This is a genomic window from Streptomyces adelaidensis (assembly GCF_016598475.1).
Taxonomy (GTDB): Bacteria; Actinomycetota; Actinomycetes; order Streptomycetales; family Streptomycetaceae; genus Streptomyces; species Streptomyces adelaidensis.
Genome location: NZ_JAEMUX010000023.1, coordinates 63597 through 89526, shown reverse-complemented (window position 1 = coordinate 89526; position 25930 = coordinate 63597). Strand labels below are relative to the sequence as shown.

The window sequence follows — 25930 nt, the reverse complement described above, 5'->3', positions numbered from 1 at the left end:
GACCTGCCTGCCCGCCGCTTGCCCGCTACTTGCCCGCTACTTGCCCGCCACGAAGGTGTGGGCCGCCTTGTCGTGCCAGCACTGGCGCCACGGCTTGTCGATGAGGCACCAAAGGATGCCGATCACGCCGATGCCGAGGAGGCCGGGGACGGCGTGGACGAGCCAGCGGCGCAGGGACCGGCCCAGTGACGGGGGCTCGTGGCCCTCGATGTCCCGGACGTCCAGGCCGAGCAGCTTCTTGCCGAGGGTGCGGCCCCACTTCGCGGTGGGCAGCACCTCGTAGAGGGCGCTGACGACGAACAGCACGCCGAGGATGATGCCCAGCTGGACCGAGGTCGTGCCGTCGACCAGCCAGACGGTGACCTTCTCGCCGGAGAGCCTGGCCGCCTCGATCTTGTCGTTGACGTGGTCGACCGCCTGGGTGCCGAACGGCACCGCCGCCACGGCCGTGACGGCGCCGACGATCAGGCTGTCCAGGAGCCGGGCGACCAGCCGTCGGCCGAACCCCGCGGGCCGGGCCTCCGCCTGCCGCCGCACGACCGCCTGGAACGGGTCCTCCACCACCGGCTTCCACGGCGCGACCAGCTGCTCCCCCTCGCCCTCCGCGAGCCGGTGCACCTGCTGCGCCCAGGAGGGCTGTCCGCCACCGGAGCCGACGGCCATGGGGGCTTCGCCGGACTGCCGGGAGGCGGCCTGCGGGGGCACGCCCGCCGCGGGCTGCGGGACGGGTGAGGGCGGGGCTTGCGGGGTCGGCGCCGGCGTCGGCGCGGGCTGCTGCGTGAAGGCGCCGCCGAACTGGGGCGACTGCGGCTGACGCTGAGCCGGAGGGGTCGGAGTGACCGGTGCGGCCGGAGTGACCGGAGTGACCGGCGTGGCAGGGACAGCCGGGGTCGCCGGGGCGATCGCGGCGGCCGCCGGGGCCGTGGCACCGGACTGCGGCCCCTGCTGCACGCCCGGCTGCACGCCTTGTTGCCCGCCCTGCGGCGAACCACCCTGCTGCGACCCCTGCGGAGCGAGGCCCAGCGCCTGCTGGGCGGCGACCTGGGCGCTGGTCAGCGGGGCGCCGAAGACACCGGGGGGCACGGGCGTGCCCTCGGCCGGCTGGGGGCGCCCGGACGTGTTCGGACGCCGGAAGACCACCGTGCCCTCGGGGACACCGGCGTCGTCCTCGACGTCCGCCGGCGGGATGGTCGCCGTACCGTCCGTGCTCGCCGTACGCCCGGAGTCGGCGTCGTCGCCCGGGGCCGCGGCGAGGGACATCCGGGGGTCGGCCGGGCCGGCGGCGGGGCCGGGCGGGGAGCCCCAGGAGACCCGGCGGTCCTTGTCGCCACCGAAGCCGGTCTGGCGGGAGCGGTCGGCGCCCCACGCGGAGGCGGGCTCGGGGCGGGAGCCGTGCAGGGTGCTGTCGGAGGCCGGGCGGGCCGGATCGGGGTCCTCGTCGAAGAAGTGCGGGCCCGTCTCCTCCACGCCGCCCGCGCCGGGGCCGGACGGCGGGGCGAGCGGTTCGCCGTCGGAGGGCGCCGGACGGCTCGTGCCCGGCACCCAGGAGGCACCGTTCCAGTACCGGACATATCCAGGAATGGAGGGGTCCGGGTAATACCCTTCGCGGGGCCTGTCGTCGCCGGGGGCCGGGGTTGGGGCGCTCATGTCCGTCGTCCCGTATCTGCTCGGGGGTTGATAGAGGGCATCCAGATCTACCAGACGCCGGCTGGTCCCCATACCGCTGCCGCCGGACCCGCCCCTTTCGCGCACGGATCTGATACGGAACGGTGGTGCCGCCGGGCGCCGCAAACCGGTCGGTGAACTCGTCGGTGAACTCGTCGGTGAACTCGTCGGAAAAACTTTCGCGAAACCGCGTAATGCTTGGGGCCCCGCTCCGCTCTCACTCGTACGGGCCCGCCCACAGGGCCCCGTACGAGAGAGGAATGATCACCATGCGGCACACCGTCGTTGAACGCGAACTGGAGCTCAAGCTGGTCCTGTCGCCGGAGCGCAGCATCGCCGTGGCGGCCAAGCTCGGCTACCGCAGCGACGACCCGTACGCCGTCCACATCACCTTCCACGTCAACTCCGACCGTCCGGTCCACTGGACCTTCGCGCGGGAGCTGCTCGTCGAAGGGGTGTTCCGGCCGTGCGGGCACGGGGACGTACGGGTGTGGCCGACGAAGGTGTCGGGCCGGAGCGTCGTACTGATGGCGCTGAGCTCGCCGGACGGGGACGCGCTGCTCGAAGCGCCGGCCCCCGCCGTGTCGGCCTGGCTGGAGCGGACCCTGCGGATCGTCCCGCCGGGCGCCGAGTTCGACATGCTGCGCATCGACGACGGCCTGGCCGAGCTGCTCGCCCAGTGAGGCACGCGGGTCGTCGCGCGGGTCGTCGCGCGGGTCGTCGCGCGGGTCGTCGCGCGGGTCGTCGCGCGGGTCGTCGCGCGGGTCAGAAGAGTTTGCCCGGGTTGAGGAGGCCCAGCGGGTCGAAGGCGGCCTTCACCGCCCGCTGCATCTCCATCCCGACCGGGCCGATCTCGCGCGCCAGCCACTCCTTCTTGAGGATGCCGACGCCGTGCTCGCCGGTGATCGTGCCGCCGAGTTCCAGGCCGAGGGCCATGATCTCGTCGAAGGACTCGCGGGCGCGCCGGGACTCGTCGGGGTCTGCCGCGTCGAAGCAGACGGTGGGGTGCGTGTTGCCGTCGCCGGCGTGTGCGCAGACCCCGATGGTCAGGTCGTACTTCTCGGCGACGCGCTCCACGCCCTCGATCATCTCGCCGAGCTTCGAGCGCGGCACACACACGTCGTCGATCATCGTCGTGCCCTTCACCGCCTCCAGCGCGGTGAGCGACATCCGCCGTGCCTGGAGCAGCAGTTCGGACTCCGCCGCGTCGTCCGCCGGTACCACCTGGGTGGCGCCCGCGGCCTCGCACAGCGCGCCGACCGCGGCGAGGTCGGCGGCGGGGTCGGGGGTGTCGAAGGCGGCGAGGAGCAGCGCCTCGGTCGTCTCCGGCAGGCCCATGTGCGCCAGGTCGTTGACGGCCTTCACCGTCGTACGGTCCATGAGTTCGAGCAGTGAGGGCACGTGCCCGCCGGCCATGATCCGGCACACCGCGTCGCAGGCCGCCGCCGCCGACGCGAACTCCGCGGCGAGGACGAGCTGCTGGGGCGGCTGCGGCTTGAGGGCGAGGATCGCGCGTACGACGATGCCCAGCGAGCCTTCCGAACCGACGAAGAGCCGGGTGAGGTCGTATCCGGCGACGCCCTTCGCGGTCCGCCTGCCGGTGGACATCAGCCGGCCGTCGGCGAGGACGACGTCCAGTCCGAGGACGTACTCGGCGGTCACCCCGTACTTCACACAGCACAGCCCGCCGGAGGCCGTGCCGATGTTCCCGCCGATCGTGCACATCTCCCAGCTGGAGGGGTCGGGCGGGTAGTAGAGGCCGTGCTCGTTGACCGCCCGGGAGAGGGTGGCGTTGATGACGCCGGGTTCGACGACGGCGATGCGGTCGACCGGATTGATCTCGAGGATCCGGTCCATTTTCGTCAGGGACAGCACGATGCAGCCCTCGGAGGCGTTGGCGCCGCCGGAGAGGCCGGTACGGGCGCCCTGGGGGACGACCGGGACGCGCAGCCCGGTGGCGACGCGCATGACGTGCTGTACCTCTTCGACGCTCCGGGGCAGTACGACGACCGCGGGGGCGCCCGCCTCGCAGAAGCTCGCCATGTCGTTGGCGTACGAGGCCGTGATGTCGGGATCGGTGAGGACGGACTCCGCCGGCAGGCCGCTCAGCAGACGGTCGACGAGGTTGCCGGTCGTCTCGTCGCGGGGGGCTTGAATACGGCTCATGATCCAAGGCTCGCACTCACGGCCATCGGTGTGAACCCGTCGGCGCGAGCCTTGGGGCGCGGGATGCGGGTCGTCGTATTGACGCACAGTGAACGGCATGTCTGGGGAAGCGGAGAACGCGGGGCGGACGGGGCGGGCGGCGCGGCGCCGGGGGCGGTCATCGGGCCGAGTCGAGCGGGCGTTGGGGCTGTCGGCGGCGGCCCGCCGCCACGCGGGTGAGGCGCGGCGCCTCAACCCGTATGTCACCTGCGGGCCCGGTGGGGGCTGGTCGCGCAGTTCCCCGCGCCCCTGAGAAGCAGGGGCTGCGCCCCGTGCGTTTCGGCCCGCAGGGGCCGTGTCTTTGAGGGGCGCGGGGAACTGCGCGAGCAACCACGACGAACCCGCAGGCGACGAACCTCGCGCGGTCAGGAATGACCGGCCCGAAGGGCCGTCTTCCAGGGGCGCGGGGAACTGCGCGACCAGCCACAAGCGACCCGCGGCCGCCCGACCACAGAAAACCCCCACCCCCTCCCGCCCCTCAAAGATTGCCGCGCAACCCCTGCTCCCTCTCGATCGCCTCGAACAGCGCCTTGAAGTTCCCCTTGCCGAACCCCATCGACCCATGCCGCTCGATGATCTCGAAGAAGACGGTCGGCCGGTCCTGGACCGGCTTGGTGAAGATCTGCAGGAGATACCCGTCCTCGTCACGGTCCGCGAGGATCTTCAGCTCACGCAGGGTGTCCAGGGGCACGCGAGTATCACCGACCCACTCCCCGAGCGTGTCGTAGTACGAGTCCGGCGTGTCGAGGAACTGAACCCCCGCCGCCCGCATCGCCCGCACCGTCCGCACGATGTCGTTCGTGTTGAGCGCGATGTGCTGGACGCCCGCGCCACCGTAGAACTCCAGATACTCGTCGATCTGGGACTTCTTCTTGGCGATGGCGGGCTCGTTGATGGGGAACTTGACCTTCAGGGTCCCGTCCGCCACGACCTTAGACATCAGCGCGCTGTACTCCGTGGCGATGTCGTCGCCCACGAACTCCTTCATGTTCGTGAAGCCCATGACCCGGTTGTAGAACTCGACCCACTCGTTCATACGCCCGAGCTCGACGTTGCCGACGCAGTGGTCGATGGCCTGGAACGTGCTCCCCCAGCCTTCGGCCGGGAGGGGCCCCCAGGCGGGCGGCTCGACGACGGGGTCGGCGGCGACGTAGCCGGGGAGGTACGGGCCGTCGTAGCCGGTGCGCTCGACGAGGGTGTGCCGGGTCGTGCCGTACGTGGCGATCGCGGCGAGGACGACCGTGCCGTGCTCGTCCTTCGTCTCGTACGGCTCGGTGACGGAACGCGCGCCGTGCTCGATGGCGTAGGCGTACGCGCGGCGGGCGTCCGGGACCTCGATGGCGAGGTCGATCACGCCGTCGCCGTGCTCGGCGACATGCTCGGCGAGGAAGTGGCCCCAGGTGGTGGCGGGTTTGACGACGGAGGTCAGCACGAACCGGGCGGAGCCGTTCTCCAGGACGTAGCTCGCCGTCTCACGGCTGCCGGTCTCGGGGCCGGAGTAGGCGACGAGGCGCATGCCGAAGGCGGTGGAGTAGTAGTGGGCGGCCTGCTTGGCGTTGCCCACGGCGAAGACGACAGCGTCCATTCCCTTGACCGGGAAGGGATCTGCCTGCCGTGCGGTGTGGGGGACGTGGTGGGTGGTCTGCGTCATGGCCGCAGGCTGCTCCCTGTCCACAGGATGTGCAACAGTTCGTGCTCGAACTGGACAATCCGCCCAGCGCAGTACCCATAATCACCAGGGTTCTGTACAGGATGACCATCCCGGGAGGTCCCATGGCGATCGATCATCTGGACGGCCGGCTGATCGTCCTGCTCGCGCGCGAGCCGCGGATCGGGGTGCTGGAGATGTCACGGCGACTCGGCGTCGCGCGTGGCACGGTCCAGGCGCGGCTCGACCGGCTTCAGTCGAATGGAGTCATCCGCGGCTTCGGGCCCCAGGTGGACCCGGCCGCGCTCGGCTACCCGGTCACGGCCTTCGCGACGCTGCAGATCCGGCAGGGGCAAGGAGCGGACGTACGGGCGCACTTGGCGACCGTGCCGGAGGTGCTGGAGCTGCACACGACGACCGGCAGCGGGGACATGCTGTGCCGGCTGGTCGCCCGTTCGAACGCCGATCTCCAGCGGGTGATCGACCGGGTCGTCGGTTTTGATGGCATCGTCCGGGCCGCCACGGCGATCGTCATGGAGAACCCCGTTCCGCTGCGGATCATCCCGCTGGTGGAGCAGGCCGCGGAAGACCCGGAGACGACGACGTAGACGTAGCCGACCCTGGGGGTACATGCCGGTGAGTTTCTGGGAGTACGTGGGCACCTACCACGAGAAGCTGTTGTTCGACGCGTGGCAGCACGCCGGCGCGGTCTTCCAGTGCATGGTCGTGGCCACGGTCACCGGTGTGCTGATCGGTGTCGCCACGTATCGGCGGGAGTGGGCCGCCGGGCTCGCCACGACCACCACCTCCGCGCTCCTCACCGTCCCCTCCCTCGCCATGATCGGCCTGCTCATCCCGGTGGTGGGGCTGGGTGTGGCGCCGACGGTGATCGCGCTGACGCTGTACGGGCTGCTGCCGGTCGTACGGAACGCGGTCGTGGGACTGCGCGGGGTCGATCCGCTGCTGGTGGACGCGGCGAAGGGCATCGGGATGTCCCGGCCCCTACGGCTGCTGCGTGTCGAACTGCCGCTCGCCTGGCCGCCGATCCTCACCGGCATCCGGGTCTCCACCCAGATGCTGATGGGCATCGCCGCGATCGCCGCGTACGCCTCGGGGCCGGGCCTCGGCAACGAGATCTTCCGCGGCATCGCCTCGCTGGGCAGCGCGAACGCGCTCAACCAGGTGCTCGCGGGCGCGCTCGGGATCGTCGCCCTCGCGCTGCTGTTCGACGCGGCGTATGTGCTGCTCGGGCGGCTGACGATTCCGAGGGGGATCCGTGGCTGACCACCCCGCCAACCACTCCACCACCGGGGCGACCATCGAGTTGGTCAACCTCAGCAAGCGGTATCCAGGCAGTCGTCAATCATCCGTCGACAGCGTCACCATGCGGATCAACGCCGGCGAGACAGTCGTGCTCGTCGGGCCTTCGGGATGCGGCAAGTCGACAACACTCAAGATGATCAACAGGTTGATCGAGCCGTCCAGTGGTGCCATCCGGATCAATGGTGAGGACGTCACCGGCATTGATCCGGTCAAGCTGCGGCGCGAGGTGGGCTATGCGATCCAGTCGTCCGGTCTCTTCCCGCACATGACCGTCGCCCAGAACATCGCGCTCGTACCGAAGATGGTCGGCTGGTCCGCGTCCCGGGTCAGAGCGCGGGTGGCGGAGATGCTGGACCTGGTGGGGCTCGACCCCGGCGAGTTCCGCGACCGGTATCCGCGCGCGCTCTCCGGCGGCCAGCAGCAACGGGTGGGTGTCGCCCGGGCGCTGGCCGCCGATCCGCCCGTCCTGCTGATGGACGAGCCGTTCGGGGCGGTGGACCCGATCACCCGCGAGCATCTCCAGGACGAGTTGCTCCGGCTCCAGCGCGAGCTGCGCAAGACGATCGTGTTCGTCACCCATGACTTCGACGAGGCGATCAAGCTCGGCGACCGGATCGCGATCCTGCGGGAGCGGTCGCACATCGCCCAGTTCGACACCCCGGAGGCGATCCTCACCAGCCCGGCCGACGACTTCGTCTCCGGTTTCGTGGGCGCGGGCGCCGCCCTGAAACGGCTCGACCTCACCCGCGTACGGGATGTCGAGGTCACCGACTATCCGACCGTCAACATGGGCGACCCGCTCCAGCACGTCTTCAACCGGCTGCGGGCCAGCTCCACCAACGAGGTCCTGCTCCTCGACCGGCGCGGCCGGCCCTTCAAGTGGCTGCGGCGCGGCGACCTGATGCGCGCCAAGGGCTCGCTCGCGCGCGCGGGCACCCCGGTGCACGACACCGTCACCGGGGACGCCTCCCTGCGGGACGCCCTGGAGGCCGTACTGACCGAGAACGCGGGGCGGGTCGCCGTCACCGGGCGGCACGGCCAGTACACCGGCGTCGTCGACATGGAGACCCTGCTCAACTCCGTCCACGGGCTCCTGGAGGCCGACCGGATGGACGCGCTGGAACACCAGCACGCACTGGAGGAGGCCCGCACGGGGCAGACGCGCGCGGAGCAGGAGGGTGCGGCGGCCGGAGGGGAGGGGGCGACGTGACCGCCACGGGTGTGCCCTCCAAGGACGGGAACGCCACGGACGCGAGCACCACGGGTCCGCCCGCGCCGGACGCGACCGCGCCGGACGTGGACTTCGGCCTCCCGGCCACCCTCCCGCCGGACGGCACCACCTCCGCCACCACCTCCGCCACCGCCACCGCCACCGCCACCGCGCCCGCGCCCGCGCCCGCGCCCGCGCCCGCGCCCGACGAGACCCCACCACCCCGCAAGCCCTCCCCCACCCCGCTGACCTGGCAGAAGCTGACCGTCCTGCCCTCCGTCCTCGTCGTCGTCCTGCTCATCACCTGGATCTGGTTCCGGCAGGCCGAGCTGGACTCGATCTCCGAGAACGCGCTGTCGAACGGGCAGGTGTGGCAGGCCCTGGTGCAGCACATCCGACTGACCGCGATCTCCACCTTCTTCGTGCTGGTCATCGCGATCCCGCTGGGTATCCTGCTGACCCGGCGGACGTTCCGCAGGGCCACCCCGGTGGCGATGACCGTCGCCAACACGGGCCAGGCCACCCCGGCCATCGGCCTGCTCGCGCTGCTGGTGATCTGGCTGGGCATCGGCCGCCGGGCGGCGCTGATCGGCATCATCGTCTACGCCGTACTGCCCGTCCTCTCCAACACGATCGCCGGCCTGAAGGCGAACGACCCGACGCTCCTCGAAGCCGCCCGGGGCATCGGCATGTCCCCGGCGGAGGTGCTCGCCCGCGTCGAACTCCCCCTGGCCGTACCGCTGATCCTCGCGGGCGTACGCACGGCCCTCGTCCTGAACGTGGGCACGGCGACCCTCGCCACGTTCGGCGGGGGCGGCGGCCTCGGCGTACTGATCACGACCGGGATCACCAACCAGCGCATGCCCGTCCTCGTGCTCGGCTCGATCCTGACGGTCGCCCTGGCCCTGCTCGTCGACTGGCTCGCCTCCCTGGCGGAAGTCGTGCTGCGGCCCCGGGGGCTGGAGGCGGGGTCGTGAGACCACGTGCCGTGAGACACCGTGCCATGAGATCGCGTTTCCTGAGACCGCGTTTCCTGAGACCGCGTTCCATGAGGCCGCGTGCGCCCCTGCCGCTCTTCGGACTCGGACTGCTGCTGGCCGGCTGCGGACTGACCAGCGGCTCCCCCATGACCGACGACGTGGTGCCGGGCTCGGTCGGGCAGGGCCGCCCCCTGGAGGGCGCCGAGCTCACCGTCACCGCCAAGGACTTCCCCGAGAACCTGATCCTCGGCGCCGTCATGGGCATCGCCTTCCAGGCGGCAGGCGCGGAGGTGCTCGACCGCACCGGCATCCAGGGTTCGTTCGGCGCCCGGGAGGCGGTGAGAAGCGGCGACGCGGACGCGATGTACGAGTACACGGGCACCGCCTGGATCACCTACCAGGGCAACAGCACCCCCATCGCCGACCCGCGCCGCCAGTGGGAGGCGGTGCGCGACGCCGACCTGGAGAACGGCCTGACCTGGCTCCCGCCCTCGGCCCTCAACAACACGTACGCCCTCGCCCTGAACCGGCCCAACTCCGCCAAGTACGCCACGAAGACCCTCTCCGACGTGGCCGTACTCGCGGCGAAGGAGCCCAAGGCCGTCACCGTGTGCGTGGAGAGCGAGTTCGCCAACCGCGCGGACGGACTGCCGGGCATGCAGAAGGCGTACGGGATGAGCCTGCCCACCGGGAACATCACCCAGATGGACAGCGGCATCATCTACACCCAGGCGGCGAAGGGGCGTTGCCTGTACGGGGAGGTCTACACGACCGACGGGCGCATCGACTCGATGAAGCTCGCGGTGATGGACGACGACCGGAGGTTCTTCCCCAACTACAACGCGGCCCCCGAGATCAACTCCAGGACGCTCGAGGAGTGGCCGGAGATCGCCGACGTCCTCGCCCCCGTCACGAAGAAGCTCGACAACGCCGTGGCGCGGGAGCTGAACGCGAAGGTGGATGTGGAGGGGGAGGATCCGCACCAGGTGGCACTTGAGTGGATGGTGGCGGAGGGGTTCGTGAAGAGGGGCGCGTGAAGAGGGTTTCGTGAAGTCGCGGGACTGAGCGAACCGCCGTTCAGCAGCTGGTCACGTGCGTCAGGACCCCGTTCAGCAGCTCGGGACCTCGCCCTTGCCGGACTCCAGCGCCACCAGGGAGCCGACCGCGCCCTTCAGGGTGGTCACCGGGATGAGCCGCAGCCCCTCGGGCAGTTCGGCCTCCGCGTCGGAGCACTCGGCGGCCGGGACGAGGAAGACGGTGGCGCCGTCGCGGTGGGCGGCCTGCGTCTTGAGGGTGACTCCGCCGACGGCGCCGACCTTGCCGGCGGTGTCGATGGTCCCCGTACCGGCGATGACACGACCGCCCGTGAGGTCGCCGCCGCTGCCGTCGCCGTCGAGCTTGTCGACGATGCCGAGGGAGAAGAGCAGGCCCGCGCTGGGACCGCCGACATCGGCGAGCCGCAGGGTGACCTCGATGTCGCCGGAGTCCTCACCGAGGTAGGCGAGGGCCGCCTCGGTGGCCGTGTCCTGGGACTCCTTCATCTCGGCCTCGTTGTACTCCTGGATCTCCTCGGTGGTGTCGCCGCTGGGGTAGACCGAGTCGCGCGGCATGACCGCCAGGTCCGTACGGAACCAGCCGTCGAGCACATCGCCCAGACCGACGCGGGCGTCCGGCCCCGTCGCCTCGATCGTCGTCATCCGCAGCTGACCGCCGGTCTTCCGGGTCTCCGCTCCACTGATCGTGATCACCGGCTCCCCCTTGTTCTCACCCAGGACGTTCGCCGTCATCCCCGGCTGCGCCACGGAGAACGGCAACGGCGCGAACACCGCCGTGGCGAGCAGCCCCACGACGGGCAGGGCGCAGACGGCTACGGCCACGGGACGCGAAAGGCTGGCGAGACGAGAGAGCACGGGGTCAATCTACGTGAGGGGCGATTCCGGCCAGGAAGGGGTGGTACGGCCGGGGGCGGGGGACCGCAGGGGCGAGGGGCGGCGGTGTACGGGCCCGCCTCAGTTGACGTCCACGTCCTTGAAGACGTCGAGGAGGTTCGTCAGCACCCGTACGCACGCGTCGACGTCGGCGCCCGTCAGATCACCGTCCACCCGCTCCAGCAGTCCGCTCTCTTCGGCGATCAACGTGTCGATGGCCGTACGGCCGGCGTCGGTCAACCGGATCAGGGAGGACCGCTGGTGCGCGGGGTTCGCGATGGCCTCGACGAGCTCACGCTCCGCCGCCTCGTTGACCATCCGCTGCACGAACTGCCGGCTGAAGGCCAGAGTCCGCCCCATCTCCGGCACGGTCATCGGCCGCCCACTCATCCGCAGCAGCTCCAGGACCACACGTATCCCCATGGGCAGCCCCACGACCTGCGCCTTCAGCTCCACCGCACGGGTCACCCGCCGGTAGAGGGGGCCCAGGACGGCGAACACCTCGTAGAGCCGCCCGGCGAGCTCCTCGGGCGGCAGCGGCTCGCTCTCCTCGCCGCCGCCCTCCCCCTCGCCTTTGCCGGCCCTGTCGTTCTCGTTCTCGTTCTCGTTCTCTGTCACGGGCTCATTCTCGCTCCCTCTCCCGCTCCCCCCATGAACCAGAATGACAACCTAGTTGCCAAATCCTCATGCAGAATGACACCTTAGTTGTCATGAATGATGCCTCGCAGGTTCTCACGTTCCAGTCCGACGACGGCCCGCTCGCCTATCGGGACGTCGGTACGGGCCCCCCGCTCGTACTGCTGCACGGCAGCTTCACGGACCACCGCATGTGGAGCGACCTGGTCCCCGCACTCGCCGCCGACCACCGTGTCATCACGCCGGACGCCCGCGGCCACGGCTCCTCCGCCAACGCGAGCAAGCCGTTCCGCCTCACCGACGATCTCGCCGCGCTCCTACGACACCTGGACACGGGCCCGGCCGTCCTGGTCGGCATGTCGATGGGCGGGGGCACCGCCGTCGACACCGCACTGGAGCATCCCGAACTCGTCCGCGCACTCGTGGTCAGCGGCGTCGGCACCAGCGAGCCCGAGCACACGGACCCCTGGACCAAGGACAGCGTCACCCGGTACTACGGCACCCTGATGTCCGGTGACATCGAGGGCTGGCTCGACGTCGTCGCCGAAGCCGTGGCCGGCCCCCACCGCGCGGTCGCCGACGTGGACCCCGCCATCGTGCGGCGCGTACGGGAGATGAGCCGCCACACCGCGTCGAAGCACACCATCGGCGAGCGGGACTGGCACGTCCCGGTGACGGACACCTGGGCACGCGCCGCACACATCACCGTGCCCGCCCTCGCCATCAACGGCGCCCTCGACGCCCCCGACCTCGTCGCCATGGCCGAACGCCTGGTCGCCACGGTCGCCGGCGACAGCCGCACCACCTCGATCGAGGCCACGGCCCACTACGTCAACATGGAAGAGCCGGCCCTGTTCACCAAGCTCCTGCTGGAGTGGCTGAACACACTGGACGACGACGCGTAGCCGCGGTCACCGCAACGCGTCAGCCACCTCTCGGGCCGCGTCCATGACACGCGGCCCGACCCGCTCCGGAATCGCGTCGGCCAGCATCACCACCCCGACGCTGCCCTCGACCCCGGTCACCCCGAGCAGTGGCGCCGCGGCCCCGCTGGCCCCCGCCTCCAGCTCGCCATGGGTGAGGGTGTACCCGGGCCCGTCCTTCGGCTGCTGGCGCGCCGAGAGGATGGCCCGTCCCGCGGCCCCCCGGTCCAGGGCGTGCCGGAATCCGGGCCGGTACGCCACGTGGTAGTCCGTCCACGTGGGTTCGACGACGGCGACGGCCAAGGCCTCGGTGCCGTCGACGAGGGTGAGATGGGCCGTGGCCCCGATGTCCTCGGCCAGCGACCGCAGCGCGGGCAACGCGGCTTCCCGTACCAGCGGATGGACCTGGCGTCCGAGCCGCAGCACCCCCAGCCCGACCCGGGCACGTCCGCCCAGGTCACGGCGTACGAGGGAGTGCTGTTCCAGGGTGGCGAGCAAGCGGTACACCACGGTCCGGTTGACTCCGAGCTTGTTGGACAACTCGGTGACGGTCAGCCCGTGATCGGTGTCGGCGAGCAGCTTGAGGACCCGCAGTCCTCGATCGAGTGTTTGAGAGGTCTCCGCGGTCACGACGCCCACTCCTTCTTGGTGAGGGCGGCGACCCCTGTCGCGGCTGATGCGACACCGGTCCCGTTCGGCGACGCGCTACAGAGGCCGCCGATCGGCTGAACCCGGTCGGATCCGGGCGGAGTCGCTTCACGGCTGCGCTCCGCGGCGGCGCTGCCACGGGGCGTTGTGCGTAGCGGGACAGTAGACGAGCGGGTTCGCTCAGCGGAAGACTCCGTCCAGAATCCGGTCAGTGACCGGTATGGACTACTTCCTTTTGTCGCGATATGCGGGGCGTATCTGACGGGCGCGCACCACCCCGCACCCAGCGCACACGGGAAGCCGTACGCCCGGACGCACTCCCGGCCGCACTCCCCCGGAGGGCAGAGCGTCCGGACGTCACTTCATCCGGGTGGCCCACTCCTGCACCTTGGCGATCCGCTGCCGCAGCTGCCCGGCCGTGGCCTCGGCGCTCGGCGGTCCGCCGCACACCCGGCGCACCTCGGTGTGGATGACACCGTGCGGCTTGCCGCTCTGGTGGGAGTACGCGCCGACCATCCCGTTGAGCTGTTTACGCAGCTCAAGGAGTTCTTTGTGGGTGACTACGGGCCGCCGGTCGGCGGGGAGTTCGACGAGGTCGGCCTCCGCGTCCGGCTTGCGGCGGCTGTGCGCGATCTGCCGGGCCTGCCTCTTCTGGAGCAGCAGCTGCACCTGGTCGGGCTCCAGCAGCCCCGGAATCCCGAGGTAGTCCTGCTCCTCCGCGCTGCCGGGGTGGGCCTGCATGCCGAACTCGGCGCCGTTGTACATGACCCGGTCGAACACGGCGTCGGACTCGAGCGCCTCGAACGGCAGCATGTCCTGATCGCCGGTGTCCTCGTCCTGCTCCCTCTCCGCCTCCTGGAGGAGCTTGTCCTCCTCGGCGTACGGGTCCTCCTCGCCCTGCTTCTTCGGCTTGTCGAGGGCGTGGTCCCGCTCCACCTCCATCTCGTTGGCCCAGGTGAGCAGGTCGGGCACGGTCGGCAGGAACACGGACGCGGTCTCGCCGCGCCGCCGGGACCGTACGAATCGTCCGACGGCCTGGGCGAAGAAGAGCGGGGTGGAGATGGTGGTGGCGTAGACCCCCACCGCCAGCCGGGGCACGTCCACCCCCTCGGACACCATCCGCACGGCGACCATCCACCGGGCGGTGTTCGCACTGAACTCGTCGATACGGTCCGACGCGCCCGAATCGTCGGACAGTACGACCGTCGCGCTGGTCCCCGTGATCTCCCGGATCAGCTTGGCGTAGGCACGCGCGGAGTCCTGGTCGGTGGCGATGACGAGGGCGCCGGCGTCCGGGATGCCCTTCCTGACCTCGGTCAGCCGCTGGTCGGCGGCGCGCAGCACACTCGGCATCCACTCGCCGCGCGGATCGAGGGCCGTACGCCAGGCCTGGCTGATCGCGTCCTTGGTCATCGGTTCGCCGAGCCGCGCCGCGATCTCGTCGCCCGCCTTGGTCCGCCACCGCATGTTGCCGCTGTAGGAGAGGAAGATGACGGGCCGCACGACGTTGTCGGCGAGCGCGTTGCCGTATCCGTACGTGTAGTCGGCGGACGACCGCCGGATCCCGTCCGTCCCCTCCTCGTAGGCCACGAAGGGGATGGGGTTGGTGTCGGACCGGAAGGGCGTACCGGTGAGCGCGAGCCGCCGGGTGGCGGGCTCGAACGCCTCGAGGCACGCCTCGCCCCAGGACTTGCTGTCACCGGCGTGGTGGATCTCGTCGAGAATGACCAGCGTCTTGCGCTGTTCGACGCGATTGCGATGCAGCATGGGCCGTACGCCGACGCCCGCGTACGTGATCGCGATCCCGTCGTACTCCTTGCTGAGCGGCCCCGCGCTGTACTCGGGATCCAGCTTGATCCCTATCCGCGCGGCGGCCTCGGCCCACTGCTTCTTCAGATGCTCGGTGGGCGCCACGACCGTCACCTGCTGCACGACGTGATGGTGCAGCAACCAGGAGGCGAGCGTCAGCGCGAAGGTGGTCTTCCCGGCGCCCGGGGTGGCGACCGCGAGGAAGTCCCGCGGCTGCTCCTGGAGATACCTCTCCATGGCCGCCTGCTGCCAAGCGCGCAGCTTGCCGGCGGTACCCCAGGGGGCACGGCCGGGGAAGGCGGGTGAGAGGTGGTGGTTCGACGTCGAGGAGGCGGCGGTGGTAGTCACGGTCTCCGGTTGGTGGTGGGTGACGGACGGGCAGCTCGGCGAAGCGGCGAGATGCAGGACACCTCGGCTACGTATGACAACCGGGCCACCCTACCGGCGGCCCCGTTGCGTCAATGTGCGAACCGCGTCTGGTCGCCCAAGGATGGGACCGAGGTCACATCGCTACTCAGCCAGGTCGCGCAATGCCTCGGAGATGGCCTTGACCTCATCGAGGCTGCCGGTCGAGACAGCGATGACCAGGCGCTCCGCCGCATTGATGTCCGGTCGCAACTGCACCTCGTTCATCCCCAGGAAGACGACACAGGCCACCCAGGCCGTGCGCTTGTTCCCGTCGATGAAGGGGTGATTGATCGCCAGTGACTGGAGGAGTGCGGCCGCCTTGTCGAACAGATCGCTGTACGCCTCCTGCCCGAACATCGAAGCCGAGGGGCGGTGCACGGCCGATTCCAGCAGGCCGGCATCCCGCACGATGACGTGCTGGTCATCGACCGCCAGGTCGGCGATGGCCAGAACGTCCTCGGCCGACAGGTAGACGTAGGTCACTTCAGCCGCTCCAGCAGCTCGGCCCATTTGGCTGTCTGCTCCTTGGCAGCCTTACGGACCAGCGCCTCGTGCGCCGTCCTGGCCAGGTAGTCGTCCACGGCCCTCAGCAGTATTGCGTGCATGCTCGTGCCCTCTTCCTCGGCGCGCAACTTCAGAGCTTCGGTCTGGTCATCACGAAGACGCAGGTTCATAGCCATACCAAAACGGTACCATCGCGTGGGGTCAAATTGGTACCATCCCCGGCTACGGGGCCCGCACCCGCGTGGTCACCCAAGCCCCCACCAACGCCACCCCCGCCATCGGCAGGAACACCGCGACGAAGGCGGCCGCATGCGACGCGGCACCGGCGGCCGCGGTCGCCGAGTGGCCGACCGCGCCGCCGCCCAGCCCGGCGAAGGCCGCGCCGCACGCGGCCAGCAGCAGCGCGTTGGAGAGGCCGTCGGACATCTGGAGGGCGGCGGAGCTGGTGCCGGCCTCCTCGGGGGCGGAGAGCTTGAGCAGCAGCACGCTGGTGGAGGCGATGACGAGGCCAGTCACCTACCGCGTGCTGTCCTGAGCGAGACGGCCGCGACCAGGTCCTCTGGGGCAGGCAGGCGCCTCAGAGCCCCGCGCAGGCCTCGTTCCGCAGCCGCTCCACCCAGCAGCACGCAGCCGTCTCCTCGCGGTTCTCGCGGTTCTCGCGGTTCTCGCGGTGCAGCAGCCACAGCGTGAAGGCGAGGGTGGAGATGTCGGCGTCGAGGGAGGTGAGGGTGGACTCGGGGTCGCTCCAGTTGAGGACCGCGCCGGTGGTGCCGTCGACGACGAGGCTGTTGCCTTCGACGAAGTGGCCGAGGCGGATCAAGTGGGCGGCTCTGGCGGGGAGTCGGCCGGGCGGGAGCTCGCCGGGGCGCTCGCCCGCGTTGTACTCGGCGAGGGTCGGCAGCGGGATGTCCGTGTCGAGCTGGAAGAAGCCGTGGTCCTCGGGCAGGCCCATGTCGCGCAGGAAGCGGCGGGTCGGCTCGTGGATGAGCGTGGCCGGGAAGTCGAAGTCCTCGAAGCGCCACACCTTGCTCTGCCCGAACTCCTCGTCCAGCAGGCGGGCCGGCAGGTCCAGCGCCAGCCCCGACCGGGTGACCGGCCCGCCCACCGCTGTCACGGCCGTCAAGTCGTCCAGGGTGTTCAAGTGGTTCAAATCGTTCAGGTCGTTCAGGTCCGTCAGGCCCATTGTTCCCATCGTCATCGTGCTCATGGCTCCCCCCGGCACATGGTTCGCAACGTACTTCCCCCGAGCGGGAATCACTCACCGCTCAGCGGTCGTCCCCACTGCCAAGAACCATACGCCGCCCCACTGACAACGCCCGGAATTACGCGCGAAGACGCACTTCAGGAGCTGTGAGCCACCGGCTGTGAGCCACCGGCTGTGGGCATGCGCCGCGGGGCGGGCGAGGCCGCGCTCACGTGCCCGTCACCACCGCCGCCTGCGGGCGGATCGGCAGGCGGTTCACGGGGCGGCCCGTGGCGGCCCGTACCGCCGCCGCGACGGCCGCCGGAGACGTGACGACCGGCACCGCGCTGGCCGCCTTCGCGCCGAAGGGCGCCACCACGTCCCGTTCCTCGACCAGTTTGACGATCTGGATGTCGGGGGTGTCGAGGGCGGTGGGCAGGGCGTAGCCGGTCAGGTCGGGGTGACGGATCAGGCCTCGGGGGGTGCGGAGGTTCTCCGTGAGCGCGATGCCCACGCCCTGGGTGACGCCCGCCTCGATGCGCGCGGCGAGCTGCGTCGGGTTGAGGATCCGGCCGACGTCCTGGGCGACCGCCAGCTCCACGACCCGTACCGAGCCGAGCTCGATGTCGACGTCCACGACCGCGCGGATCGCGCAGAAGGCGAGACCGACGAAGGCGTCGCCCTGGCCGGCGCCGTCCAGCGGCTCGGTCGGGTGCGGGCGGCACTGGGCCGTGGCCCAGAGTTCCTTGCCGTCCATGGCCTCCATGACCGTGGTCGACAGGACACCGTCGTACGACGTGATCTTGCCGTCGGCGATCTGCAGCAGCTCCGTGGACATGCCGAACTTGTGGGCGAGCGGTTGCAGCAGCTGCGTACGGACCATCCTGGCCGCTCGCTCCACCGCGCCGCCGGAGACCCAGGTGTGGCGGCCGCGGCAGCTCGGGCCCGACGGGGGCTGGTCGGTGTCGACCTGGGCGATGTGGACCTCGTCGATGCCGAGGGTCTCCTGGACGATCTGCCGGGCGAGGGTGGAGAAGCCCTGTCCGGTGTCGACGGCCGCGCAGAGGACGGTCGCGATGCCGTCGTGGACCTTCACGGTGGCCGTGGAGACCTCGTCAGCGCCCTCGGCGCCGAGCATGTGGACCATGCCGAGGCCGTAGCCGACGCCACGGCGGACCGCGCCCGGCTCACCCGCGCCCTCGGGGCCGCCGGGGAGCAGCCACTCCTCCTCGGGCGTGTCCTTGGGGAGGGCGGGCAGCGGGAACTCCTGGACGGCCTGGAGGAGTTCGGCGACCGGGGCCGGGCAGGTCACCGACTGGCCCGTCGGCAGCACATCACCCGTGGACATCACATTGCGCATACGCAGTTCCGCCGGGTCGAGGCCCAGCTTCTTCGCCAGCTTGTCCATCTGCGCCTCGTAGGCGGCGCAGACCTGCATGGCGCCCTCGCCGCGCACATGGCCGGAGGGCGGGTTGTTGGTGCGGACCGCCCAGCCCTCGATGAAGGCGTTCGGGACGATGTACGGGCCGCAGGCGAACGACACCGCCGCCGCCAGCGCCTCCGAGGAGGTGTCGGCATACGCGCCCCCGTCGAGCAGGATCTGCGCCTCGACCTTGATCAGCTTGCCGTCGGCGTCCGCGTGATGGCGGTACCTCAACAACGTGGGATGCCGGTGGGCGTGGCCCAGGAAGGATTCCTCACGGGTCGCCGTCAGCTTCACCGGGCAGCCGGTCTTCAGCGCCAGCAGGCCGAGCGGCAGCTGGAAGCCCTGGTCCTCGCGGTCGCCGGTGGCGCCGGGGACCCCGGTGACGACGATCTTGACCCGGTCGGGCGGCAGGCCGTAGCAGGCGGCGGCCGCGTCGCGGTCGGTGTGCGGGTCGGTGGAGGCGACGTACAGCTCGACGCCGCCGTCGGGGCGGGGCACGGCGAGGCCGGCCTCGGCGCCGATGGGGGCCGGGTCCGCGCGGCCGATGCGGTACTGGCCCTCGACGACGATCTCACCGGCCGCGTTCGGGTCACCGTGGCGCAGCGGGATGTGCCGGATCAGGTTGCCGTCGGGGTGCAGGGGCTCGGCCTCGAAGGCCTGCTCCGGGTCGATCACCGGGTCGAGTACCTCGTACTCGACGATGACAGCGGCGGCGGCCATCCGCGCGGTGTCCGGGTGGTCGGCGGCGACGGCCGCGATGGGCTCGCCGTGGTGGCGTACGACCTCGGAGGCGAACAGCGGCCGGTCGGCCTTGCCTCGGCCGTGCAGGGCGACGCCCGGCACGTCCTCGTGGGTGATGACGGCCCGCACACCGGGCATCTCGCGCGCGTGGGACGTGTCGATGGAGACGATGCGCGCGTGCGGGTGCGGCGAGCGGAGCACGGCGGCCCACAGCAGGCCCTCGGCCCACAGGTCGGCCGCGTACGGGAAGGTGCCCTCCGACTTGGCGCGCGTGTCGGCCGACGGCAGGGACACACCCAGGCCGTGCGGCAGTTGCTCCGGGGCGGACGCGTTCTCGCCGGGGGTCCCGGGGACCGCGGGCATCGCGGTGGCGGCTTCGTTGCTCACGCCTGGCCTCCGTCCTGGCCGAACGACCGGCCCTGACCGCCGTACGAGTCGTCCTGGTCACCGAAATCGGCGAACGACCGGTCCTGGCCGCCGTACGAGTCGTGCTGACCGCCGAACGACAGCCCCTGGCCGCCGTACGACTGGTCGGGGTCGTGGGGTCCTTGCGGCGGTGCTCCCTGGGAGTCGTACGCCGCCGTGTTGACGCCGCCCGCGCCGGGGCCCGCCTGGTGCGGGATACGTGCCTCGTCGGCGGCCGCGGCGGTGTCGTTCTCGGCGGCCGTGTGTGCCTCGCGTTCGGAGACGACCTCGTGTACGGCCGCCAGGACGCCCCGGTAGCCCGAGCAGCGGCAGAGGTTGCCGCAGAGCGCCTGGCGGGTCTCCAGGTCGGTGGGCGCGGGGTTGCCCTCAAGGAGGTCGTGCACGGTCATCGCCATGCCTGGGACGCAGAAACCGCACTGCACGGCGCCGCACTTGGCGAGGGCGCGCTGTACGTCCGAGGGCTGGCCGTCGGCGGCGAGGCCCTCGACGGTGCGTACCTCGCTGCCCGCGGCGGTGACGGCGGGCACCAGGCAGGACGCCACGAGCCGGCCGTCGACCTGCACGTTGCAGGCGCCGCACTCGCCCTGTGAGCAGCCGTCCTTGGCGCCCGCGAGGCCGAGCCGCTCGCGCAGCACGTAGAGCAGCGACTCACCGATCCAGGCGTCGCTGACGGGCCGGTCGGTGCCGTTGACGCGCAGGACGTACGAGGCGAGGGGGTGGTCGTCGTGCGGGGGCGGCGCGGACTCGTCGGCCTCCTCAGCCAGGGCCGGCTCACCGTCGGTCTCGATCTCGGTCGCCACGGCGGCCTCGGGCGCGCCGAGGGCCGTCTCCGGGGCCTCCGCGTCCGCCTCACCGACCGGCCCAGCGGGCTCCTGGGCGGCCTCGGGGTCGTCCCTGGCGGTCCGGGGGGTCGAATCGGTGTACGCCTCCCCAGCGGCCCCGGAGGGCCCCCCAGGGGCCTCCCGAGCCCCGCCGAGCACGCTCTCCCCGCCGAAATACCCCTCGGCCGTGCGCTCGGCGGCGCGTTCGTCGGCGCCGCGCTCCTCGCCACGTGCGGGCGGCGGCGCGGTCCACGCCGTGCCGATCTGCTCGGTCGCCCAGGGCGCGGCGGCGCCGCCGGGGAGCGTGGCGGGCGGGGTTCCGCCCCACTGCTCGACAAGGGCGGACGTACTGAACTCGCCGGATTCGTCCGGAAGATCACCTCCGGCGACCGGAATCGACCACTCGCCGGTCACATCGCGACCGGGAGCGGCGCCTTCCTGCCCGCCGGGCTCCTCGAACGTCCACTGGCCGGTCGACGCGGGGTTGTACGTGAACCCGTCCTGCGCGGGCGGCTGCGGCTGCCCGGCGTTCGGGTCGTGCCACTGGTCGCCCCCGGCCGGCATCGTCCAGCCACCCGGGGCGGACGGATCGGCTCCGGCGGCGGGGCCCGGGTTGCCCGCTATGGGCGGCGGCACATAGCCGTGGCCCGGCGCGGCGAGCGGGGTATTGGCGGCGAGGAGCGCGTCGATGCCCCCCTCGGGGAGCTGTACGAACGTGGTGGCGCCGTCGTCGTAGTCACCCTGCGGCAGCCGCTCCCAGCCGCCCTGGCCCCCCTGCTGCGGGGTGCCCTCTCCGTGCTGGTCGTCGGTCACGACAGTGCCCTCCCCAGTGCTCGTCGGGCCAGCGCGGCGACGGTGCGCCGCAGATGCAGTACGGCGGGCGGAAGCGGTGGTACCGAGCCGTCGACCTCGGGGGCCGGGTCGGGGATGCAGGCGGCGGCGACGTACTCGCCGAAGGCCTGCAGCGCCTCGGGGACGAGGGTGCGATCGCCGTCCCAGTCGATCAGCTGACCGACCCACACCTCGGCGTCCAGGGGCCTGAGCGGCATCGGCGCTATGGCCCCCACCGCGCACCGCACCCCGCGCCGGGCGGGGTCGAGGACGAGGGCGACGGAGGCGACCGCGCGGCCGGGGCCGGTACGCCCGGTGGCCTTGAGGAAGACCTGGGGCGCGTGCAGCAGCGGCACGCGCACGAAGCCGATGAGTTCGCCGGGGCGCAGCATCTCCATGCCGGCCAACAGGTGCGAGACGGGCATCTCGCGGCGGGCCCCGCCCGGGCCCGCGATGATCAGCGTGGCCTCCAGGGCGGCCAGCACGGGCAGCGCGTCCCCCGTGGGGGCGGCCGTCGCGATGTTGCCGCCGAGGGTGCCGGCGTTGCGGATCTGCGGTGGTCCGGCGGCGCGCGCTGCGGCGGCGAGCGCCGGAATGAGCGCCGCGAAATCCGGGCGCCCCATCCGCGCGTGCGTCAGTCCGGCGCCGAGCAGGGCGTGTCCGTCCTGGTACTGCCAGCCGCGGATCTCGCTGATCTTGCCGAGGCCGACCAGCGCGGCGGGCCTGAGCTGCCCCGAGTTGACCGAGGCCATGAGGTCCGTGCCGCCCGCCACCGGAACCGCCCAGGGCATGGCGGCGAGGGCCGCCACTGCCTCGTCCAGCGAGCCGGGCAGGGTCACGGCCTGCGCCGCCTGCGGTGCGTGCGTGGTCAAACCGGCTGCCCCTTCCCGCTGCCCCACCTGGTCCGCCTGTGTTGCCGTACGGTACGTGCTGACAGGGCGGACGTGGCAACTCTGGCACATTCTCACGAGGCCCGAACGCGGGGGTCCGCCAGGAGGCATTCGCCCACCTCACCCGAGAGATGGTCCGTTTTGGCACAGCATCTCCCGTAGGAACGAATTGACACGCTCGGGTGCCACTTGCGCCTCTTGTTCCCCCAGGACACCGTCGCGGCGCACCCGCCGCGCGGGCGTACGGGTTCCCCGCGGCCGTACGGGACCGGGGCCGCCTCACACGTTCGGGGGCGCCCCCTCGATCGGACGTCCGAGCACCCCGGGGCGGCGCTGCCACGGACGTGGTCCAGAAGGCGGCCGATAACCGACCCCAAGGGCGTCAAGTCGCCGGTAATGGACCGTCATCCGGCGCTCGAAGTCCGCGAAGTCCCGCTCGGCGGGGGCGGGCAACCAGCTCCAGGCCACCTCGGCGAAGGCGGCCAGGCGCGGGTACGTCTGGTAGTCGACGCGCGCGGGATCCTCCATCACCTCGGTCCACACATTGGCCTGGGTGCCCAGCACGTGCCGTGCCTCGTCGGGCGTCAACTCCGATGGAACCGGCTCGAACCGGAAAACGTCCTCCAGGGTGCGTACGAAGCCGATCGGCACCGGCTCGTCGGGGCCGCCGTCCTGACGGTGGTCCAGATACACCTGCTGCTCCGGGCACATGACCACGTCGTGGCCCGCGCGGGCCGCCGTGATGCCGCCCGCATAGCCCCGCCAGGACGACACGGCCGCCCCCGCCGCGAGGCCGACTTCTGTCGTCCCGCCCTCCAGGATCTCGTCCCATCCGATCAGGCGACGCCCGCGCGCGGTCAGCCAGTTGCCGAAGTGCCGGATGAACCACGACTGCAACTCGTCCTCGTCCGAGAGCCCCAGCTCCCGGATGCGCGCCTGCGCGCCGGCCGACTCCTTCCACTGGTCCTTGGCGCACTCGTCGCCGCCGATGTGCACGAAGGTCGAGGGAAAGAGCTCAAGGACTTCCTCGAAGACCCCCTCGAAGAAACGCAGGGTGTTGTCAGTGGGGGCGAGTACGTTCTTGTTGATGCCCCAGGTGTCCCAGACGGTGAGGGAGGTCGTGTCGATGACGTCGGTGTTGCCCAGTTCCGGATACGCGGCGATGGCTGCCTGGCTGTGTCCCGGGATGTCGATCTCGGGGACCACGCTGATATGCCGCTCGGCCGCGTAGGCGACGATCTCGCGGATGTCGTCCTTCGTGTAGTAACCCCCGTGCGGCTTCTCCTCCCAGAGGGGTGACGCGCGATGGCCGAATTTCGTGCGCGCCCGCCAGGAGCCGACCTCCGTCAGCCTCGGGTACCGCTCGATCTCGATCCGCCAGCCCTGGTCGTCCGTCAAGTGGAAGTGGAGGACGTTGAGTTTGTGCGCGGCCATCAGGTCCAGGTGACGCAGGATCTGGTCCTTGGGGAGGAAGTGCCGCGCCACGTCGAGCATGAGGCCGCGCCAGGCGAAGCGGGGGCTGTCCTCGATCGTGATGTGCGGCAGGTCCCAGTCCTGCCCCGGCCGCACCGGAGCCCGCCGGAAGGCATCCGGATCGAGCAGCTGCCGCAGGGTCTGCGCGCCGTAGAAGACGCCGGCCGCGCTGCCGCCCTGGATGAGCACGGGAAACTCGTCGACGACGAGGCGGTACCCCTCCGGAGGCAGGATCGGGTCGATGGCCAGCACGATCCTGCCGCGGGCGCCGGGTGCTTCGGGAAAGGGCAGGCCGGTCGCGGCCCCGAGCGTCGCGCGGAGCCAGCGCGCCACGCCCTCCGTACCGGGCCCGGCCTCCAGCCCGGTCTCCGCATGCAGGCTGATGTACCCGGCGTCGTTCCTGAGGAGGTCCCGCGGCGCCGGAATCAGTTCCGTTCCTGTCACGTCAGTCCTTAACCGCGCCGCCCAGTCCGGAGACCAGCCGTCGCTGTACGAGTACGAAGAAGATCAGCACCGGAACGGTCATCACCGTGGACGCCGCCATCACGCCGCCCCAGTCCGGCTCTTCGGGCTTGTAGAACACCAGGAGGGCCATCGGCAGGGTCGACTGGGAGGTGTCGCTGATGATGAACGACTTGGCGAACAGGAAGTCGTTCCAGGCCGAGATGAAGGAGAAGACGCTGGTGGCCACCAAACCCGGGAAGACGAGGGGGAAAAGGATCTGCCACAGGAATCGTGAACGGCTCGCCCCGTCGAGACAGGCCGCCTCCTCCAGTGCCTCCGGTACGGCCTTCACAAAGCCGCGCAGCATCCAGATCGCGAACGGCAGCGAGAAGGCGATGTGCGGCAGGATCAGCGCACCCAGCGTGTTGAGTTGGCCGAAGTCCCGCATCAGGAAGAAGAGGGGGATGGTCAGCGCCTCCACGGGCACCATCTGCGCGACCAGGAACATGATCAGCAGGGTGGTCCGGAAACGGAAGCGGAATCGGGTCACGGCCGTCGCCGCGAGAAACGCGATCAGCGCGGAGGCGAGCACCACCGCGCACGCGACGACCAGGCTGTTGAGAAAGTAGCGGCCGAATTCCTGCTGCCCGAAGACCCGGCGGAAGGAATCCAGGGTCGGCGCGAGCGTCCAGGGCCGGGGCTCGCTGGACTCGATCTCCCCCGCCGGTTTGAAGGCGCTCAGCACCATCCAGTAAAGGGGGAACGCCACCACGACCGCGATGACCAGGGCGGACGCCTCCGCGGCGAGCCGCCAGGGCCGACGTAGGAAACCCAACGAATTCACAGCTCCTCCCCTTGCCTGCGCAGCAGTCGCAAATACACGAGGGTGACGGCCAGCAGAATGAGCAGCATCACCACGCCGATCGCCGAGCCGAGGCTGTACTGCGCGGAGGCGAAGGCCTTCTGGTAGGCGTACACGTTCAGTACGAGGTTCTGTCTGGCGATACCGCCGCCGTTGGTCATCACATAGATCTGGGTGAAGACCTTGAAGTCCCAGATGACCGACTGAATGGTGACGACGACGAGGATCGGACGGATCATCGGCGCGAGGACCGACCGCCAGATCCGCCACTGCGAGGCACCGTCGAGCGCCGCGGCTTCGAGCACCTCGGACGGCACGGAGCGGATGCCCGCGTAGACGGTCACCATCACGAACGGGAAGGAGCACCACACCACTTCGAGCAGTACGAGGAAGAAGGCGCTGTACCGGCCGTACGTCCAGGAGTGGTCGCCCAGGCCGAGGATCCGGTTGACCGGCCCGAAGTCGGGGTCGAAGAGGAGCAGCCACACCGTGGAGCCGGTGATCGCGGGGGTCGCCCACGCGCCGAGCGCGGCCAGCATCAGGGCGAGCCGGGGCAGGGCACGCACACGTGTCAGCAGCACGGCCAGCGCGCAGCCGACGGCGAGCGTGGAGACCACACAGGCCGCCGCGAACACCACGGTGGCCAGCAGGACCCGCCAGAACTCCGGATCCGCGAACAGCTCCGCGTAGTTCGCGAACCCCTGAAAGGTCGTCGGCTCCCCACCACTGACCTGCGCCTGCGTGTACTCCAGCAGCGAGATCAGACCGAGCTGATAGATCGGATAGACAAGCAGCCCCCCGAGCACGACAAGCGCGGGCGCGAGACAGACCCAGGGCGTCCAGCCGGCGGCACCTCGGGCACGCCGTGCACCCCCACCCCGATAGGGGCGCGGGGAACTGCGCGACAAGCCACGACGGCCCCGCACCCGCCCACGCTCCGCACCCC

At 71.0% G+C, this 25930-nt stretch carries 24 protein-coding genes and 1 pseudogene; 8 read left to right on the top strand and 17 right to left on the bottom strand.

Annotated elements, in window-relative coordinates; genetic code table 11:
* Positions 1–36 precede the first annotated feature (36 nt).
* Positions 37–1647: an RDD family protein gene (locus I8N67_RS16085; RefSeq protein ID WP_200303780.1), complete on the bottom strand. Its 1611-nt coding sequence runs from the start codon at positions 1645–1647 to the stop codon at positions 37–39.
* Positions 1648–1934: 287 nt separating this feature from the next.
* Between I8N67_RS16085 and I8N67_RS16080 the strand changes: the two genes are divergently transcribed.
* Positions 1935–2348, top strand: coding sequence for an SsgA family sporulation/cell division regulator (locus I8N67_RS16080; RefSeq protein WP_200303779.1), 414 nt, complete (start codon positions 1935–1937; stop codon positions 2346–2348).
* A gap of 82 nt (positions 2349–2430) precedes the next feature.
* Here I8N67_RS16080 and I8N67_RS16075 read toward each other — a convergent pair whose 3' ends face one another.
* Positions 2431–3831, bottom strand: coding sequence for an FAD-binding oxidoreductase (locus I8N67_RS16075; protein ID WP_200303778.1), 1401 nt, complete (start codon positions 3829–3831; stop codon positions 2431–2433).
* 97 nt (positions 3832–3928) lie between these two features.
* Here I8N67_RS16075 and I8N67_RS16070 point away from each other — a divergent pair, with 97 nt between their 5' ends.
* A complete protein-coding gene (locus I8N67_RS16070) occupies positions 3929–4123 on the top strand; it encodes a hypothetical protein (RefSeq protein ID WP_200303816.1) in 195 nt (64 codons plus the stop codon).
* Positions 4124–4348: 225 nt separating this feature from the next.
* Here the strand turns inward: I8N67_RS16070 and hppD are convergent, their stop codons facing one another.
* Positions 4349–5521, bottom strand: a complete 1173-nt coding sequence (hppD, locus tag I8N67_RS16065; RefSeq protein WP_200303777.1) for a 4-hydroxyphenylpyruvate dioxygenase — start codon at positions 5519–5521, stop codon at positions 4349–4351.
* A gap of 122 nt (positions 5522–5643) precedes the next feature.
* On the opposite strand from hppD, the gene I8N67_RS16060 reads away from it, so the two are divergent.
* The 5 genes from I8N67_RS16060 (at position 5644) to I8N67_RS16040 (ending at position 10068) form a co-directional block, all read left to right on the top strand.
* On the top strand, positions 5644–6126 hold the full coding sequence (locus I8N67_RS16060) for an Lrp/AsnC family transcriptional regulator (protein ID WP_200303776.1): 483 nt from the start codon (positions 5644–5646) through the stop codon (positions 6124–6126).
* A gap of 28 nt (positions 6127–6154) precedes the next feature.
* Entirely contained in the window at positions 6155–6802 is a 648-nt protein-coding gene (locus I8N67_RS16055) for an ABC transporter permease (RefSeq protein ID WP_200303813.1), read from the top strand.
* Positions 6795–8051, top strand: a complete 1257-nt coding sequence (locus I8N67_RS16050; protein WP_200303775.1) for a betaine/proline/choline family ABC transporter ATP-binding protein — start codon at positions 6795–6797, stop codon at positions 8049–8051. Before I8N67_RS16055 ends, I8N67_RS16050 begins: the two co-directional genes overlap by 8 nt.
* Positions 8048–9028: an ABC transporter permease gene (locus I8N67_RS16045; protein ID WP_307835253.1), complete on the top strand. Its 981-nt coding sequence runs from the start codon at positions 8048–8050 to the stop codon at positions 9026–9028. The genes I8N67_RS16050 and I8N67_RS16045 overlap by 4 nt, the downstream gene beginning before the upstream one ends.
* A gap of 71 nt (positions 9029–9099) precedes the next feature.
* Positions 9100–10068 carry a glycine betaine ABC transporter substrate-binding protein gene (locus I8N67_RS16040; RefSeq protein ID WP_200303774.1) on the top strand — a complete coding sequence of 323 codons (969 nt, stop codon included), beginning with the start codon at positions 9100–9102 and terminating at the stop codon, positions 10066–10068.
* A gap of 72 nt (positions 10069–10140) precedes the next feature.
* On the opposite strand, the gene I8N67_RS16035 is transcribed toward I8N67_RS16040, so the two are convergent.
* On the bottom strand, positions 10141–10941 hold the full coding sequence (locus I8N67_RS16035) for a S16 family serine protease (RefSeq protein WP_307835252.1): 801 nt from the start codon (positions 10939–10941) through the stop codon (positions 10141–10143).
* A gap of 99 nt (positions 10942–11040) precedes the next feature.
* On the bottom strand, positions 11041–11496 hold the full coding sequence (locus tag I8N67_RS16030; protein ID WP_234045787.1) for a MarR family winged helix-turn-helix transcriptional regulator: 456 nt from the start codon (positions 11494–11496) through the stop codon (positions 11041–11043).
* A 173-nt stretch (positions 11497–11669) separates the two neighbouring features.
* Between I8N67_RS16030 and I8N67_RS16025 the strand changes: the two genes are divergently transcribed.
* Positions 11670–12500, top strand: coding sequence for an alpha/beta fold hydrolase (locus I8N67_RS16025; RefSeq protein ID WP_200303772.1), 831 nt, complete (start codon positions 11670–11672; stop codon positions 12498–12500).
* A gap of 6 nt (positions 12501–12506) precedes the next feature.
* On the opposite strand, the gene I8N67_RS16020 is transcribed toward I8N67_RS16025, so the two are convergent.
* From I8N67_RS16020 to I8N67_RS15965, 12 genes and pseudogenes are all read right to left on the bottom strand, one after another.
* The gene (locus I8N67_RS16020) at positions 12507–13148 is read right to left on the bottom strand and encodes an IclR family transcriptional regulator (RefSeq protein ID WP_200303771.1); all 642 of its coding nucleotides are present in this window, start codon (positions 13146–13148) and stop codon (positions 12507–12509) included.
* A gap of 375 nt (positions 13149–13523) precedes the next feature.
* A complete protein-coding gene (locus tag I8N67_RS16015) occupies positions 13524–15323 on the bottom strand; it encodes a DEAD/DEAH box helicase (RefSeq protein WP_200303770.1) in 1800 nt (599 codons plus the stop codon).
* 162 nt (positions 15324–15485) lie between these two features.
* On the bottom strand, positions 15486–15866 hold the full coding sequence (locus tag I8N67_RS16010) for a type II toxin-antitoxin system death-on-curing family toxin (protein ID WP_200303769.1): 381 nt from the start codon (positions 15864–15866) through the stop codon (positions 15486–15488).
* Positions 15863–16063, bottom strand: coding sequence for a ribbon-helix-helix protein, CopG family (locus I8N67_RS16005; RefSeq protein ID WP_048821776.1), 201 nt, complete (start codon positions 16061–16063; stop codon positions 15863–15865). The genes I8N67_RS16010 and I8N67_RS16005 overlap by 4 nt, the downstream gene beginning before the upstream one ends.
* A 46-nt stretch (positions 16064–16109) precedes the next feature.
* A pseudogene (locus I8N67_RS16000) lies at positions 16110–16397 on the bottom strand (MFS transporter); the annotation flags it as partial.
* A gap of 67 nt (positions 16398–16464) precedes the next feature.
* The gene (locus I8N67_RS15995) at positions 16465–17085 is read right to left on the bottom strand and encodes an SUKH-4 family immunity protein (protein ID WP_234045771.1); all 621 of its coding nucleotides are present in this window, start codon (positions 17083–17085) and stop codon (positions 16465–16467) included.
* A 214-nt stretch (positions 17086–17299) separates the two neighbouring features.
* A complete protein-coding gene (locus tag I8N67_RS15990; RefSeq protein WP_372443715.1) occupies positions 17300–19624 on the bottom strand; it encodes a xanthine dehydrogenase family protein molybdopterin-binding subunit in 2325 nt (774 codons plus the stop codon).
* On the bottom strand, positions 19621–21297 hold the full coding sequence (locus I8N67_RS15985; protein ID WP_200303768.1) for a 2Fe-2S iron-sulfur cluster-binding protein: 1677 nt from the start codon (positions 21295–21297) through the stop codon (positions 19621–19623). Before I8N67_RS15985 ends, I8N67_RS15990 begins: the two co-directional genes overlap by 4 nt.
* Entirely contained in the window at positions 21294–22187 is an 894-nt protein-coding gene (locus tag I8N67_RS15980; protein ID WP_200303767.1) for an FAD binding domain-containing protein, read from the bottom strand. Before I8N67_RS15980 ends, I8N67_RS15985 begins: the two co-directional genes overlap by 4 nt.
* 297 nt (positions 22188–22484) lie before the next feature.
* Positions 22485–24122: a beta-N-acetylhexosaminidase gene (locus I8N67_RS15975; protein ID WP_200303766.1), complete on the bottom strand. Its 1638-nt coding sequence runs from the start codon at positions 24120–24122 to the stop codon at positions 22485–22487.
* Position 24123: 1 nt separating this feature from the next.
* Positions 24124–24966: a carbohydrate ABC transporter permease gene (locus I8N67_RS15970; protein ID WP_200303765.1), complete on the bottom strand. Its 843-nt coding sequence runs from the start codon at positions 24964–24966 to the stop codon at positions 24124–24126.
* A complete protein-coding gene (locus tag I8N67_RS15965; protein WP_234045769.1) occupies positions 24963–25892 on the bottom strand; it encodes a carbohydrate ABC transporter permease in 930 nt (309 codons plus the stop codon). Before I8N67_RS15965 ends, I8N67_RS15970 begins: the two co-directional genes overlap by 4 nt.
* Positions 25893–25930 lie beyond the last annotated feature (38 nt).